At 76.2% G+C, this 14,762-nt stretch carries 12 protein-coding genes and 1 pseudogene; 4 read left to right on the top strand and 9 right to left on the bottom strand.

The genetic code is table 11. The annotated features are described in order from the left end of the window. Positions 1–158: 158 nt before the first annotated feature. The 8 genes from GA0074694_RS27240 to GA0074694_RS27275 are packed head-to-tail and all read right to left on the bottom strand — an operon-like array spanning position 159 to position 8,877. The gene (locus GA0074694_RS27240) at positions 159–1,142 is read right to left on the bottom strand and encodes a DNA topoisomerase IB (RefSeq protein WP_091462823.1); all 984 of its coding nucleotides are present in this window, start codon (positions 1,140–1,142) and stop codon (positions 159–161) included. Then, positions 1,126–2,079, bottom strand: coding sequence for a glycosyltransferase family 9 protein (locus GA0074694_RS27245; protein WP_091462824.1), 954 nt, complete (start codon positions 2,077–2,079; stop codon positions 1,126–1,128). The genes GA0074694_RS27240 and GA0074694_RS27245 overlap by 17 nt, the downstream gene beginning before the upstream one ends. Then, complete coding sequence (locus GA0074694_RS27250) at positions 2,076–2,777, bottom strand: SDR family oxidoreductase (protein WP_091462825.1); 702 nt, start codon at positions 2,775–2,777, stop codon at positions 2,076–2,078. The genes GA0074694_RS27245 and GA0074694_RS27250 overlap by 4 nt, the downstream gene beginning before the upstream one ends. Continuing rightward, entirely contained in the window at positions 2,774–4,294 is a 1,521-nt protein-coding gene (locus tag GA0074694_RS27255; protein WP_091462826.1) for a PfkB family carbohydrate kinase, read from the bottom strand. Before GA0074694_RS27255 ends, GA0074694_RS27250 begins: the two co-directional genes overlap by 4 nt. Then, positions 4,291–4,992, bottom strand: a complete 702-nt coding sequence (locus GA0074694_RS27260) for a D-sedoheptulose-7-phosphate isomerase (RefSeq protein ID WP_425413641.1) — start codon at positions 4,990–4,992, stop codon at positions 4,291–4,293. The genes GA0074694_RS27255 and GA0074694_RS27260 overlap by 4 nt, the downstream gene beginning before the upstream one ends. Beyond that, positions 4,992–6,209: a glycosyltransferase gene (locus tag GA0074694_RS27265; RefSeq protein WP_091462828.1), complete on the bottom strand. Its 1,218-nt coding sequence runs from the start codon at positions 6,207–6,209 to the stop codon at positions 4,992–4,994. Before GA0074694_RS27265 ends, GA0074694_RS27260 begins: the two co-directional genes overlap by 1 nt. Next, positions 6,194–7,168, bottom strand: coding sequence for a glycosyltransferase (locus GA0074694_RS27270; RefSeq protein WP_091462829.1), 975 nt, complete (start codon positions 7,166–7,168; stop codon positions 6,194–6,196). Before GA0074694_RS27270 ends, GA0074694_RS27265 begins: the two co-directional genes overlap by 16 nt. Then, entirely contained in the window at positions 7,165–8,877 is a 1,713-nt protein-coding gene (locus tag GA0074694_RS27275; RefSeq protein WP_091462830.1) for an HAD-IIIA family hydrolase, read from the bottom strand. The genes GA0074694_RS27270 and GA0074694_RS27275 overlap by 4 nt, the downstream gene beginning before the upstream one ends. Positions 8,878–9,084: 207 nt before the next feature. Between GA0074694_RS27275 and GA0074694_RS27280 the strand changes: the two genes are divergently transcribed. The 3 genes and pseudogenes from GA0074694_RS27280 to GA0074694_RS27290 form a co-directional block, all read left to right on the top strand. Further along, positions 9,085–9,513, top strand: a complete 429-nt coding sequence (locus tag GA0074694_RS27280) for an SRPBCC family protein (RefSeq protein WP_342670950.1) — start codon at positions 9,085–9,087, stop codon at positions 9,511–9,513. Beyond that, on the top strand, positions 9,510–10,511 hold the full coding sequence (locus tag GA0074694_RS27285; RefSeq protein WP_091462832.1) for an SDR family oxidoreductase: 1,002 nt from the start codon (positions 9,510–9,512) through the stop codon (positions 10,509–10,511). Before GA0074694_RS27280 ends, GA0074694_RS27285 begins: the two co-directional genes overlap by 4 nt. A gap of 153 nt (positions 10,512–10,664) precedes the next feature. Continuing rightward, positions 10,665–11,423 (top strand): annotated as a pseudogene (locus GA0074694_RS27290) (polyprenol monophosphomannose synthase); the annotation flags it as partial. A gap of 188 nt (positions 11,424–11,611) precedes the next feature. Here GA0074694_RS27290 and GA0074694_RS27295 read toward each other — a convergent pair. Beyond that, positions 11,612–13,237: a phytoene desaturase family protein gene (locus GA0074694_RS27295; protein WP_091462833.1), complete on the bottom strand. Its 1,626-nt coding sequence runs from the start codon at positions 13,235–13,237 to the stop codon at positions 11,612–11,614. A gap of 84 nt (positions 13,238–13,321) precedes the next feature. On the opposite strand from GA0074694_RS27295, the gene GA0074694_RS27300 reads away from it, so the two are divergent. Further along, on the top strand, positions 13,322–14,755 hold the full coding sequence (locus GA0074694_RS27300; RefSeq protein ID WP_091464103.1) for an aldehyde dehydrogenase family protein: 1,434 nt from the start codon (positions 13,322–13,324) through the stop codon (positions 14,753–14,755). The last annotated feature ends 7 nt before the right edge of the window (positions 14,756–14,762 follow it).

The raw sequence follows: 14,762 nt of genomic DNA on the forward strand, positions 1-14,762 counted from the left end.
CAACGGGGGTTGCGGCAGCGTCATGACGGCCACTCGACCGTACGCGACGTGGGCTCAAACCGTGGCGGCGTCCTCCGGCATCCGGTCCCCCGTCATCCGGCACCGGACGCCGGGCAGCCGCCGGCCCCACCGCTGCTTTCCGGCGCCGGTGGGGCCGGTCAGGCCTCCTCCAGCAGGGCCCGTACCGCCCGCTCGGCCACCGGCCGGGGCGTGTCGGGAGCCACCGGGGCGACCACCCCGTCGTGGTAGAGGTCCACCACCCGGGGATCCACGTAGGAGGCCCGGGCCACCGTGGGGGTGTTGCCGAGCAGGTCCGCGACGCCCCGCATGACCGCGACGACCGCCCGTCGCCGGGCCGTGGCCGAGCGCTGGACGCCCGTCGCGGCCAGGTCGACCGCGGCCAGCACCGTGGCGTGCCAGGTCCGGAAGTCCTTGGCGGTCATCTCCCCGCCGCTGGCCTCGCGCAGGTAGTCGTTGACCTCGTCGCTGCGCACGTCCCGCCAGGTCGTGCCGTCCCAGTAGCCGAAGAGGCGGTCCGCCGCACGCCGCCGCCGGCGCAGGTTGCGCAGCACCTGGCACAGTTGCGGATCGTCGATCCGGCGCACCTGGTCGACGCCGCCCTTGGCCGGGAAGGAGAGGACCACGCAGTCGCCCCGGGACCGGGTGTGCTCGGGACGCAGCGTGGCCACCCCGAAGGTCGGGTCGTCACCGGCCGCGTACTGGTCGCTGCCGACCCGGAACATGCCCATGTCCAGCAGCCGGGTCACCGTCGCCAGCACCCGGTCACGGCGCAGCCCCCGGCCGGTCAGATCCCGCTCGACCCGCTCCCGCAGCACCGGCAGCCGGCGGGCCACCTCCAGCACGTGGTCGAACTTCGCCTCGTCGCGCCGGCGTCGCCACTCCGGGTGGTAGAGGTACTGCCGACGGTTGGCCGCGTCGGTCCCGACGGCCTGGATGTGCCCGTTGGGGTACGGGCAGATCCACACGTCCCGCCAGGCCGGCGGGATGACCAGTTCCCGCAGCCGGGCCAACTGGTCAGGGTCGCGGACGGTCTCACCGGAGGGGTCCACGAAGCGCCAGCCCCGTCCCGCCCGTCGGCGTCCGTACCCCGGCCGACCCGGATCGCTACGCCGCAACCGCACCGTCGTCCCACACCGCCCGTTCCGCCTCGTCCGTCTCGGCCAGCACCTGGTCGACGGAGAGCACCGCCATCGTCGGGTGCATCCCTACCCCGTCCCACCGCAGCTCACTACCGGTCCCGGCCCAGAGCACCCGGTGCCGGGGACGGTCCGGCGGCGGCCCCCAACGGGTCGGCGGGACCGGGCCGAACAGCACCACCGACGGGGTGCCGTAGGCGGTCGCCAGGTGGGCGACCCCGGTGTCGCCGCTGACCACCAGCCGGGCGTGGGCCACCAGGGCGGCCAGGTCGGTCAGGCCGGTCCGCCCGGCCAGCACCGCCGTGGGCGGCAACCCGGCCCGGCGCGCCACCTGCTCGGCGACCACCCGCTCGGTCGGCGAGCCGGTCACCACCACCCGGTGTCCGGTCCGGGCCAGGTGCCGGGCGACGGCGGCGAACCGGGCGGGCGACCAGCGCTTCGCCGGCACCTTCGTGCCCGGATGCAGCACGGTCGCCCCGACCGGGACCCGGTCCGGCGCGGGTCGGGCCAGGGCGAGGTCGCCCGGTTCGGCCGGCAGGCCGTACCAGTCGACCAGGCGGCACCAGCGCCGTACCTCGTGCTCCGCGTCGTCCCACTCCGGGCCGTCCGGGTGCCCGGCCGACGGACAGCGGAACGCGAACAGCCGACCGGGGTCGGCGGCGAGCAGCAGCGCGTGCGACTGCGGCCCGCGTCCGTGCAGGTTGACCGCGATCCCGGGGGACGGCCCCGGCCGGTCCGGCGGGGCCAGCCCGGTCACCGGCAGCACCCGGTCGACACCGCCGACCAGGTCGACCAGCGGGGTCAGCCAGTCCGGGGCGGCCAGTACCAGTTCCCGGTCCGGGAACCCGGCACGCAGGGCGCGCAGCGCCGGCACGGCGGTGGCGAGGTCACCGACGCCGAGCGCGCGCAGCACCAGGATCACGGGTACGAGGACTCCTGTTCGGCGCAGACGACCAGTTCCCGCACCGCACAGCCGGCCGGCTGGGAGAGCGCGAACAGCACGGCGGCGGCGGTGTCGGCGGGCTCGTTGAGGACGGCGTCCGGGCCCGGTCGGTACCGCTCGTCCCGGTCGTCGAAGAACGGGGTGCGCATGCCGCCGGGGATCAGCAGGGTGACCCCGACCGCACCGGCGAGTTCCGCGGCGAGGGCGCGGGTGAAGCCGACCACCCCGAACTTCGCCGCGCAGTACGCGGTGGCGTCGCTGACCGCCTTGACGCCGAGCGTCGAGGCGACCGTGACCACGGTGCCCCGCGAGCTGACCAGGTAGGGCAGCGCGGCACGGACCACCGCGGCGGTGGCGAGCAGGTCGACGGCGAGGATCCGGTCCCAGGTCTCCCCCGGCACGTCCGCCAGCCTGCCCGGCACGTCGATCCCGGCGGCGGTGACCACCGCGTCCAGGCCGCCGGAGCGTTCGGCGAGTTCCCGGGTGGCGGCCTCGGCGGCCCGGGTGTCGGCCAGGTCGCACTCGATCCAGGGCACCCCGTCGCCGGGCGGTTTCCGGTCCAGCACCACCGGTCGGCCCCCCGCGCGGGCGACGGCGGTGACGACGGCCGCACCGAGACCGCTCGCCCCGCCGGTGATCAGGACGGTCGATCCGCTGGTGAGGGAACCGCTGCTCATCGCGCTCCTTCCGTGGACTGACGCTCGACGGCCCCGGGGCCGCGCGTCAGGGTGGCCGGGCGTCGCCGGTCGGTGCCGTCCGGGCCGGAGCGGAGCCGGTCGCCCCCGGTCGCGCGGGCCGCCCCTATCAGGTCGGTGGTCGAGCGCCCGTGCAGGTACGGCACGACCACCGTGTGCCCGCCCCAGCGGCGCAGCAGATCCGCCTCGGGCAGCACCGGTTCGTCCCCCGCGCCGGTGGCGTAGTCGCCGCCCTTGACCCAGACGTCCGGACGGAGCCAGGACAGCACCGCGTGCGGCGTGGGCTCGTCGAAGACCACCACCGCGTCGACGCAGCCGAGTGCGGCCAGCAGCCGGCCGCGGTCGCCCTGGGACACCACCGGCCGGTCCGGCCCCTTCAGGCCGGTGACGCTGGTGTCGGAGTTCAGGCAGACCACGAGGCAGTCGCCGAGGCGCCGGGCGGCCTGGAGGGTGGCCACGTGTCCGGCGTGCAGCAGGTCGAAACAGCCACCGGTGGCGACCACGGTGCCACCGGCCGCCCGGACCGCGGCGACCACCGCACCGGCTGCCGCCGTACCGATCCGCTCCCCGCCGACGCTGGACGCCGCCGGCAGCGCGGCACCGACCGGGACGGGCGGCACCCCGGCCACTCCCCCGGCGGCGACGTACGCCGACGCCTCGGCGACCGCGAGTTCCACCGCCTCGGAGACCAGCGCGCCCCGGGCGAGCGCGACGCTGGCGGTCGCCGCGAACCGGTCCCCCGCCCCGCAGGTGTCCCCCTCCGCGCCACCGGGAGCGGGCACCACCAGCGGGGTCGCCCCGGCGTGGCAGAGCAGCGCGCCGTCGGCGCCGAGGGTCACCGCGACCGCCCCGGCCCGCCAGCGGTGCCGCAGTCCCTGCGCGCCCCGGGCCGCGGTGGCCAGGCGCGACGGCCCCGGCGGGGCCTCGGCCAGCTCGCGGACCTCCGCCTCGTTCGGCGTGGCCAGGTGCACCCCGGGAACGGCCGCCGGGCCGCGCGGATGCGGATCCCAGACCACCGGCGCGGTGGTGGCGGCCAGCGCGGCGCGCAGCGCCGGTTGCCGGGCCACGCCCCGGCCGTAGTCGCTGACCAGCACGGCGGACGCGTTGGCGATCAGCCGCAGCACCGCCTCACCCGGCTCCCCCGGGACGCCCGGCACGCCGCCCCGGTCGTGCCGCAGCAGCACCCGTCCCCGCGCCCGCAGCCGGATCTTCTCCGGGGTCGCGCCGACCAGCGGCAACGCGTACACCTGCACCCCGGCGGCGGTCAGCAGGCAGCTGAGGCGGGCCCCGGCGGCGTCGTCAGCCAACGCCGTGACCAGGGCGACCTCGGCTCCCTGCGCGGCGGCGAAGAGCGCCGCGAGCCCCGCGCCGCCGGGGCGCTCGACATGCGTGGTCTCGTCCAGCACCGGTCCCGGGGAGTCGGGGCAGAGCCGGTTCACCACCCCCTCCACGTCCCGGTCGAGCAGGACGTCACCGACCACCACCACCGGTCCGGTCACGCCGTACCCCCTCGTCCCCCGGCCCCCGGTGCGGCACCGTCGTCGAGCACGACCTCCACCCCGGTACGCGGGGCGGCGCGGGTCGCCGCGACCGGCTGGGGTTCCCCGCCGGTGACCGCGCCCACCGGCAGCGGCAGCGCCCGGTCGACGTGCTCGCAGAGCACGTGCACCGAGACCAGGTGCAGCTCCTGCACGATCTGGCTGTCCGGGGCGGCGACGGCCAGCGCGTCGTGGCAGGCGTCGACGAGGGGGTTGGGCGCCGCTCCGGTCATCGCCCAGCAGCGCAGCCCGGCCTCCCGTCCGGCGCGGGCGGCAGCGAGCAGGTTGCCGCTGGTGCCGCTGGTGGACAGCAGCAGGAGGATGTCGTCGGGCCGCCCGTGGGCGTGGACCTGGCGGGCGAAGACCTGCTCGTAGCCGTAGTCGTTGCCGATCGCGGTGAGCGCGCTGGTCTCGGCGTGCAGCGCGATGGCGGAGAGCGGCTGCCGGTCGTGGCGCAGCTTGCCGACGAGTTCGGCGGTGAGGTGCTGGGCCTCCGCGGCGCTGCCCCCGTTGCCGGCGACCAGCAGCCGCCCACCGGCGGTCAGGGTGCGGGCCAGGACGTCCCCCCAGTCGGCGAGCCGGGCCGCCGAGCGGCGGTACTCCCGCAGGGCCACGGCCAGATCGGCCAGGTGCGCCTCCAGCACCGTGGACGCCGCCATCAGGCGACCACCCGGGTCGGTCGACGCGCCGCCGTCACCGCCGCGTAGACCTCGGCCACCTGCGCGGCGGTACGGGTCCAGGAGTACCGCTCCCGGGCCCGGTCCAGGGCGGCGGTGGCGTACGCTAACCGCCGTTCCCGGTCGGCCAGCAGCCGGTGGATCGCCGCGCCGAGCGCGTCCGGGTCGCGGGGCGGCACCAGGTCGCCGGTGAGCCCGTCGACCACGGTGTCCACGATCCCGCCGACGGCGGTGCCGACCACCGGCACCCCACAGGCCATGCCCTCCAGCGGAGTGAGGCCGAACGGCTCGTACCAGGGCGCGGCGACGAGCACGTCGGCGGAGCGGTACCAGCGGCCCATCTCCTCACGGGGGACAGCGCCGACGAGACGGACCCGGTCGGCGACCCCGCAGGCCGCGGCGAGCGCCCACAGCCGGCGGGCCTGCGGGTCGTCGTCGATCGCGCCGGCCGGCGGGCCGCCCACCACGACGCACTCGGCATCCGGTACGGCGCGCATCGCCCGGATCACCTCCCCGAAGCCCTTCCGCTCGACCAGTCGCCCCACGGTGAGCACCCGGGCCAGCCCGTCGACCCGCTCGGCGACCGGGCCCACCGGCGTGAAGGCGCGCAGGTTGACCCCGGAGGGGACCACCGTCATCCGGGAGCGGGGCACGCCCATCGCGACCAGCTCGCGGACCTCGTCGCGGCTCTGCGCGACGACCCGGTCCACGGCCACGCCCAGGATCCGTTCGTAGTCCACCCGCCCGGCCGGGCTGGTGTCCTGGATCCCCTGGTGGCGTCGCTTCACCGTGCCGAGCGCGTGGTAGGTCTGCACCACCGGAACCCCGGTGCGCCGGCCGGCGTTCAGCGCGGCCAGTCCGCTCATCCAGAAGTGCGCGTGCGCCACCTCGGGCGTCCACTCCCCGGAGCCCCACTGCTGCGCCAACCAGGTGGCGAACGGCTCCATGTAGGGCAGCAGGGTGTCCTTGCCGACCGGCTCGGGCGGGCCGGCGGGGACGTGCACCACGTCGTAGCCGTCCGCGGTCCGCACCGACACCGGTAGCGCGACGGAGTCCCGGCGGGTGTAGACGCGCACGTCATGGCCGGCGGCGGCGAGCGCGGCGGCCAACTCCGCGACGTGGGTGTTCTGCCCACCGGCGTCCTCCCCGCCGAGCACGGCGAGCGGACTGGCGTGCTCCGAGATCATCGCGATGCGCATGCTTCCTCCTCCAGCAACCGGTCCCAGTCGGCGAGGAATCGCTCCAGGCCGTACCGGGCTCCGGCCGCCGCGCGGGCCTCGGCGCCCACCCGACGGGCGGTCACGGGGTCGGCCACGAACCGTTGGGCGGCCTCCAGCAGGGTGTCGATCCGGGTGGAGAGCACGCCCGCGTCGGGCGGTACGGCCACCACCGCCTCGGTGGTGGCCAGGGCGACCACCGGCATGCCGATCGCCATCGCCTCGACCAGGCTCAGCCCGAGCGAGGTCCACCGGCACAGGTGCAGGTACGCCCGGCGTCGTGCGAGTTCGGCGTGCATCCGGTCCTGCGGCACGTCGTCGTGGCCGGTCACCCGGTCCGGCGGCAGGCCCAGCCGGTCGGCCAGCCCGGCCACCCCCATGCCGAAGACGTCCAGCGGGGCGATCTCGGCGAACCGGGGCAGCAGGTCGGTGCCGGTGACCCGCCAGCGCCGCACCGGCTCGTTGACCACCACGGCCAACCGGTCCAGCTCGCCGGTGTACGCCGCGCGGGGCGGCACCACGCCGTGCTCGACGACGGTGGTGCGGGTGCCGCCGGTGTCCCAGAACAGGTCGTTGAAGTGCGTGACGTGGGCGACCAGCAGGTCGTCCCGGTCGGCCATCGGGTGCCGGGTGTTCGGCACGTCGCCCTTGGGGGTGTTGTGCTCGACGTAGACGGCGGGGACGTCCCGGCCGACCCGGCGGCCCAGCCACTCGCAGGCCAGGTCGAACTCCTCGGGCCGTTGGAGCACGACCACGTCGACCTCGGCCCGGCGCAGCGCCGCGGGTTCCACCTCGACCGCGCTGTCCGGCCAGGGATAGGTGCGGGCCCGGCCGCGCCCGTACGGGCCCCGGTCCGGGGTGACCGGCACCAGGTAGCGGTGCTTGCCGTGGACGAACGACGTGGTCCAGGAACCGTGCACGTGCCAGAGCAGGACGTTCACCGGCCACCTCCCCCGGAGCCGACGCCGGCACCCGCACCGCCGGCCACGCCGCCCGCGCGGTTGCCGCCCGCGCGGTTGCCGGCGGTGACGCCGAGCAGGCGTACCGCGTTGACCACCTCGGCCGGGTCGACGCCGGCCAGGCAGGGGTGACCGGGCACCGGGCACCGCGCGGCGCGGCTGTCCCGGCAGGGCGCGGTGGCGTCGCCGAGACGGACGGTGGGCACCCGGTAGGGCCCCCACTGCCCGAACGGCACGGTCGGCGCGAACAGGCTCACCACCGGTACGCCGAGCGCGGCGGCGAGGTGCGCGGGACCGGTGTTGCCGACCACCACGGCACCGGCGGCGGCGATCACGGCGGCGAGGTCGGCCAGGCGCGTCCGGCCGCCGAGGTCCACGCCACCGGCGGCGGCCACCCGGGCGGTCAGCCCGGTCTGGTCCGGCCCCCCGGTGACCACCACGCGGTGGCCGGCGGCGGTCAGCGCGGCGACCATGTCGGCGTGCACCCCGGGCGGGCAGGCCCGGGCGGGTACCGAGGCACCGGGGTGCACCACCACGTAGCCGGGCGGCCCGGGTGGTGGTGGCAGCGCCTCCGGACGCAGCCGCAGGACCGGTTCGTCCCCCGGGGGCAGGGCGAAGCCGGCCGCGGCGGCCAGGGAAAGGGCCCGTTCCGGCTCCGGTACCCCCGCCGGCACCCGGTGCCGGACGTCCAGCAGCGAGCCTGGGTAGTCCTCGCTGACCGCGCTGATCCGCCATACCCCGGCCATCCGCAGCAGCAGGGCCAACGGCAGCGGCGACTGGTGGAAGGAGGTGAAGACGACCGCCTCGTCCGCGCCCACGCCGACGAGGCGGGCCAGCAGCGCGTCCATCCGTTCCCGGTCCACGGGACCGGGGTCCGGGTCGATCCACGGCAACGGCCACTCGACGACCTCGTCCACGCCGGGCAGCAGGTCGGCGGCGGCCCGACCCCGGGGTCCGCAGAGCAGCACCACCCGGCGCGCTCCCGCCGCCACCGCCCGGATCGCCGGACCGGTGACCAGCACGTCGCCGGCCGAGTCGGTCCGGGCCACCAGCACCGTGCCGGCCCGCCGGGGCGCGGCGGGCACCACCGCGGCCCGCCGGCGCAGGATCTCCGTCACCGCGGCCGGCAGGTCCCGCGCCACCGACGGCGCGGCGGCCACCTCCTCCGCCCGGGTGACCGGGGTCGGCACCAGCACCCCGGTCGCCCCGGCGGCCAGGGCGGCGGCCATGTCGCGGCCGATGTCACCCACCACCACGCACCGCCCCGGGGACGTGTCGAGCTGTCGCGCCGCCGCCCGGACGAGACCCGGCGCGGGCTTGCGACAGCCACAGCCGGCACCGTCGTCGTGCGGGCACACCTGCCAGGTGTCGAACGGGCCGAGCAGTTCCTCCACCCGGGCGTGCACCCGCCGCATGTCGGCCTCGGTGAACAGGCCCCGGGCCAGCCCCGACTGGTTGGTCACCACGCCCAGGCGCAGCCCGACCGCGCGCAGCCGGTCCAGCGCCGCCCGCGCGCCCGGGACCGGGCGGACCTTGTCCGGGTCGCCGTTGTACGGCACGTCCTCGATCAGGGTCCCGTCCCGGTCGAACAGGACGGCGTCGTACAGTGCCGGGTGCCCGCCGGGCAGCGGGTCGGAACCGGCGTTTCCCCCGGTTGACCTGCGCTGATACCGATCGTGGCCGCCTCGCACGGCGGGCGGGTTCCCGGCCGCCGGGGGCGTAAACCTGGCTCCGGGGCGTACGCGTCGGCCGCGGCGCGACCGTCCCGTCGTCCCGCGCCGGCCCGGCCCGGCGTCCGCCCCCACCCAAGCCCGCCCTTACCCGGCGCCCCGGAGAAGCTAACCGGTTAGCCCGCCACCTGGCCGGGGTATGGGAGCCCAGTGGCGATTGTGGAGAAAGTGATCGGGGCACCCCCGGAGCAGGTCTTCGACGTGCTCGCCGACGGGTGGACGTACAGCGACTGGGTGGTCGGCACGACGCACATGCGGGACGTCGACGACGGCTGGCCGGCCGTCGGCACCCGGCTGCACCACCGGGCGGGGCCGTGGCCGTTCTCCCTCACCGACACCTCCACCGTGCTGGTCTGCGAACCGCCACGGCGTCTGGTCATCCTGGCCGGGCTCTGGCCGGCCGGCGAGGCGACCGTGGTCTTCGCCCTCGAGCCGGTCGGCCCGGACGCCACCCGGGTGCGGCTCGCCGAGGACTTCACCGCCGGCCCGCTGCGCTGGGTCCGCAACAAGGTCAACGATCTGGTGCTCAAGCAGCGCAACAAGGAGACGCTCAACCGGCTGGCGGACATCGCCACCCGACAGAAGGGCGACCGATGACGCAGACCGTGGTGATCACCGGAGCAAGTGCCGGGGTCGGCCGGGCGGTGGCCCGCCACTACGCCGCGCGGGGCGCCCGGCTGGCGCTGATCGCCCGGGGCGCGGCCGGCCTCGCCGCCGCCGCCCGTGACTGTCGGGAGCGGGGCGCGGCGGAGGTGTCCACCCACCAGCTCGACGTCGCCGACGCGGGGGCGGTACACCGGGCCGCCGACGAGGTGGCGCACCGCTGGGGTGCGCTCGACGTGTGGATCAACAACGCCATGGTGTCGGTCCTCGCACCCGCCTGGGAGATCCCGGCGGACGAGTACCGCCGGGTCACCGAGGTCAACTACCTCGGTACGGTGTACGGCACCCTGGCCGCGCTGCGCCACATGCGCGCCCACGCCCGGGGTGCCATCGTCCAGGTCGGCTCGGCGCTGGCCTACCGGGGCATCCCGTTGCAGTCGGCGTACTGCGCCAGCAAGCACGCCATCCAGGGCTTCAACGACTCGCTCCGGGCGGAGCTGCTGCACGACTGCCCGGGGGTGACGCTGTCGATGGTGCAGCTTCCGGCGGTGAACACCCCGCAGTTCTCCTGGATGCGGACCCGACTGCCCCGGCACCCGCAGCCGGTGCCGCCGATCTTCGCCCCGGAGGTGGCCGCGCGGGCGATCGTATGGGCCGCCGACCGGGGGCCCCGCGAGCTGAACGTGGGCGGCCCGACCTGGAAGGCACGGCTGGGCGACACGTTCTTCCCCGGTCTGCTCGACCGCAAGCTCGCCCGGGACGGCTACGACAGCCAGCAGACCGAGACACCCATCGACCGGGCCGCCTGGCGGGACAACCTGGACCAGCCGGGCGACGCCGACCGTGACCGGGGTGCCGAGGGGGTCTTCACCGACCGGGCGCGGGGCAGCTCGGCGGCGCTCTGGGTCGGCACGCACAAACCGGCGGTCACCGCCGCCGGGCTCGGCGTCCTCGCGCTCGCCCTGGGTGGGCTGGCCCGTCGGCGGCGCTGAGCCGCTGGTGACGGCCGGGGCTACGGTGCGCGGTGGCGCTCCGGGGCGGCCGTGGCGAAGCGCCCGAAGGCCCATCGGGGAGCCCTGAGCGCGGGACGCGGTCGGATGGCTACCCTTTCAGGGACACTTGCCGGCAAACTGAGGATGCTCGTCATGATCGAACCCGTACAGTTGCCCTCGCCGTGGCGGGACGCGCGCCTGACGGTCGTGGTGCCGACCTACAACGAGGCGGGGAATCTCCCGGTGCTGGTGGAGCGGCTTCTCGCCCTTCCGCTGCCCGGGCTGCGGGTGCTCGTCGCCGACGACAACTCCCCCGACGGCACCGGTGAGGTCGCCGACAAGCTCGCCATCGAACACCCCGGCCGGATCGAGGTCGTGCACCGCGCGGGCAAGGAGGGGCTCGGCCGGGCGTACGTGGACGGCATGACCCGGGCGCTGGACGGCGGCGCCGACTACGTCGCCCAGATGGACGCCGACCTGTCGCACCCGGCGGAGGCGCTGCCCGGCATGCTCGGCGCGCTGCTCTCCACCGGAGCCGGGGTGGTGATCGGGTCCCGGTACGTGCCCGGCGGCGAGCTGGACGAGGCGTGGCCGCTCTACCGTCGCGCACTCAGCGGGTGGGCCAACCTCTACGTGCACACCCTGCTGCGGGTCCGGATCCGCGACCTGACCGCCGGCTTCAAGATCTGGCGGGCCGAGGCGCTGCGCGACATCGGCCTCGACCGGGTGCAGTCCAACGGCTACAGCTTCCAGGTCGAGATGCACTACCTGGCGACGAAGCTCGGACACACCATCCTGGAGGTGCCGATCCGCTTCGAGGAGCGGCGCGACGGCGTGTCGAAGATGACCACCGCCACCAAGATCGAGAGCGCGCTGATGCCGTTCAAGCTCCGTAGCCGACACCGGGACATCGGCAGTACGACTCCCCCGGCGCTGGAGGCGGCACCGGTCGAGGTGGTGGCGCCGCGTAGGCCGGAGCAGGCGGACGACGCCGGCGACCCGACGGCCGCGCCCGCACCGGCCGGGACCGACGACCAGCCGCCGGCCGCCCTCGGGACGACCGACACGGACGACGAGCCGCAGGCGGCGCGGTAGGCGACTCAGCGGTAGACGGCGCGGTTCGCCGCGCCGACGACCCGGGCGTAGATCCCCCCGGTCACCGCCCGGTTCCGCACCAGCGCGGCCCGCGCCGCGTTCGCCCCGGGGGCGCCGTGCACACCACCACCCGGGTTCGCCGACGCGCTCGCCAGGTAGAGCCGGTCGATCGGGGTGTCCGGGCGGCCCAGCCCGGGCACCGGACGCAGGAAGAGCTGCTGGTACGCGGCGGCCGTACCGCCGCCGACCGCACCGCCGACGAGGCTCGGGTTGCGCTGTTCGAGATCCGCCGGTCCGGCCACGAACCGGCCCCGGACCCGGGCGCGGAAGCCGGGCGCGTGCCGCTCCAGCACCGCCTCCATCCGCTCCACGTGCCCGGCCACGTCCTCGGCCCGCCAGTCCCGTCGGAACGGCAGGTGGGTGTACGCCCAGAGTGACTCGGTGCCGGCCGGGGAACGGCTCGGGTCGGCGGTGGTCATCTGCCCTGCCAACAGGAACGGGTCCTCCGGGACCTCTCCGCAGGCCAGCGTCGCCGCGTACCGGGTCAGGCCGTTGAGGTCGGTGGCCAGGTGCACCGTCCCCGCCCCGGCCACCTCCGGGTTGGTCCACGGCACCGGGCCGTCGAGCGCCCAGTCGACCTTCACCGTGGAGCCGTCCCAGCGGAAGTGGGACAGGTCCTCGACGAGGCGGGACGGCAGCCGGGCCGCGCCGACCAGGTCGAGGTAGAGCGCGGGGGCGGGCACGTCGGCGAGCACCGCCCGCCTGGCCCGCCAGGTCCGGCCGCCGACCGTCCGGACGCCCATCGCCCGCCCCCGGGCGACCAGCACCCGGTCGACGTGCGCGTCGTAGCTGATCCGGCCGCCCCGCGCGCGCAGCCGGGCCACCAGCGCGTCGGTGATCCGCTGCGCCCCGCCCACCGGCACCGGCCAGCCGACCTCCTGGCCGAGCATGGCCAGCAGCCAGCCGTAGATGCCGGAGCCGGCGTCCTCCGGGGAGAGATCGGTGTGCAGGGCACAGCTGGCCAGCAGCGCCGGGGCACCCTCGCCGTCGAAGAGTTCCGCACCGAGCTGACGGACCGGCAGGACCAGCCGTCGGGCCAGGCGCAACGCCCCGGCGGTACGCAGCCGGGCGAGCAGTTCCAGCCCGTTGCGCACCGGCGGGAACGGGGTGAACAGGGCGTCCACCAGCGGCCGGGAGATCTTCCGCCAGTCCTCGTACGACTCCAGCCAGCGTTTCCCGTCGCCGGGGGCGAACGCCTCCATCGACGCGGCGGTGCGCCGCGGGTCGCGGTTGAGCACCGCCGCCCGCCCGTCGGGCAGCAGGTGCGCCAGCACGTCCGGCGCGTGCCCCCAGGCGAGGCCGTGTTCGTCGAGCGCGAGCTGACGCAGCACCGGCGAGGCGTACCCGAGGGGGTAGAACGAACTGTAGAGGTCGCTGAGGTAGCCGGGGGCGGTGACCTCGGCGGAGCGGACCGCGCCGCCGGGCGCACCGGTCGCCTCCAGCACCAGGACGTCCCACCCGGCGTCGGCGAGCAGGTTCGCGGCGACCAGTCCGTTGTGCCCGGCACCGATCACGACGGCGTCCGCGCTCTCCGCGCCGGACCCGGCCTCCGCGTACCCGCTGGACGGCATGGGGGACATCATCCGGTCCCGCTACCCCCCGGGCAACCGGGTGAAACGCGTTTGCCCGGCCCGACTGGGGGCATGCAGCGCGCCATGTGGCGGGTGGAACAGCTCATCGGAGGCGTGTGGGGCGCGGGCGGCGCGGGCGGCGAGTTCGTCGTGACCGATCCGGCGGACGGCACCGACGTCAGCACCGTCCCGACGGCCACCGAGGACGAGGTGGCCAAGGCGGTCGGCGCGGCCCGGGGCGCGGCGGCGACGTGGGCGGCGACGGACCCGGCGGAGCGGGCGGCAGCCCTGCGCCGGGCGGCCGACGCCGTCGAGGCGGTCGCCGAGGAGCTGGCGCAGGCGACCACCGCGGAGATGGGCAAGCCCCTGCTCGACGCCCGGGGTGGCGTGGCGGCGGGGGTCGGCACCCTGCGCCAGTACGCCGAACTGGGGCCGCTCCGGGGCGGCCGGACCCTGCACGGCGGGCGGGACGCGGTCGACTTCATGGCGCCGGAGCCACGCGGCGTGGTCGCCGTGATCACCCCGTGGAACGACCCGGTGGCGGTGGCCTGCGGGCTGCTCGGCGCGGCCCTGGTCACCGGCAACGTGGTGGTGTTCAAGCCCAGCGAGCGCACCCCCGCCACCGGCTGGCTGCTGGCCCGGGCGCTCGACGGTGAACTCCCGGCCGGGGTGCTGTCCCTGCTGACCGGCGACGCGCGGGTCGGCGCGGCGCTGGCCGCCCAGGAGGTCGACGTGGTGGCACACGTGGGCTCCTCCACGACCGGCCGGGCGGTCGCCGCCGCCTGCGCCCGCACCGGTGCCAAGGCCCTGCTGGAGAACGGGGGCAGCGATCCGCTGATCGTCGACGCCGGGGTCGACCCGGTCTGGGCCGCCGGGCAGGCGGCGATGGGCGCGTTCGCCAACGCCGGGCAGCTCTGCGTGGCGGTGGAACGGATCTACGTGCACCGGGAGGTGGCCGGCGACGTCGTCCCGGCGCTGGTCGACCTGGCCCGGGCGATGCGGATCGGCCCGGGGCAGGACGGGGAAACCGAAATCGGTCCGCTGGTGGACCGGCGGCACCGCGACCACGTGCACGGCCAGGTGCTGGCGGCGGTGGCCGAGGGTGCCCGCGTCCTGACCGGCGGGGCGGTGCCGGCCGGACCGGGAGCCTTCTACCCGCCGACCGTGGTCACCGACTGCACCGACCGGATGGCGCTGGTCCGCGAGGAGACCTTCGGCCCGGTCGCGCCGGTGCTCGTGGTGGACTCGTTCACCGAGGCGCTGGGGCGGGCGGCGTGCTCGCCGTACGGGCTGGCCGCCACGGTGCTCACCGCGTCGATGGGCCACGCCCAGCGGGCATGGCGCGAGCTGCCGGTCGGCACGGTCAAGGTCAACGCGGTGTTCGGCGGCGCGCCGGGCGGTGCCGCGCAGCCACGCCGGAGCAGTGGCCAGGGCTTCGGGTTCGGCCCGGAGCTGCTCGACGAGTTCACCACCACGAAGGTCGTGCACCTGAGCGCTCCGGGCGGCGGACACTGGTGAGCGAACC

It is taken from the genome of Micromonospora inyonensis (genome assembly GCF_900091415.1).
GTDB classification, from domain to species: domain Bacteria; phylum Actinomycetota; class Actinomycetes; order Mycobacteriales; family Micromonosporaceae; genus Micromonospora; species Micromonospora inyonensis.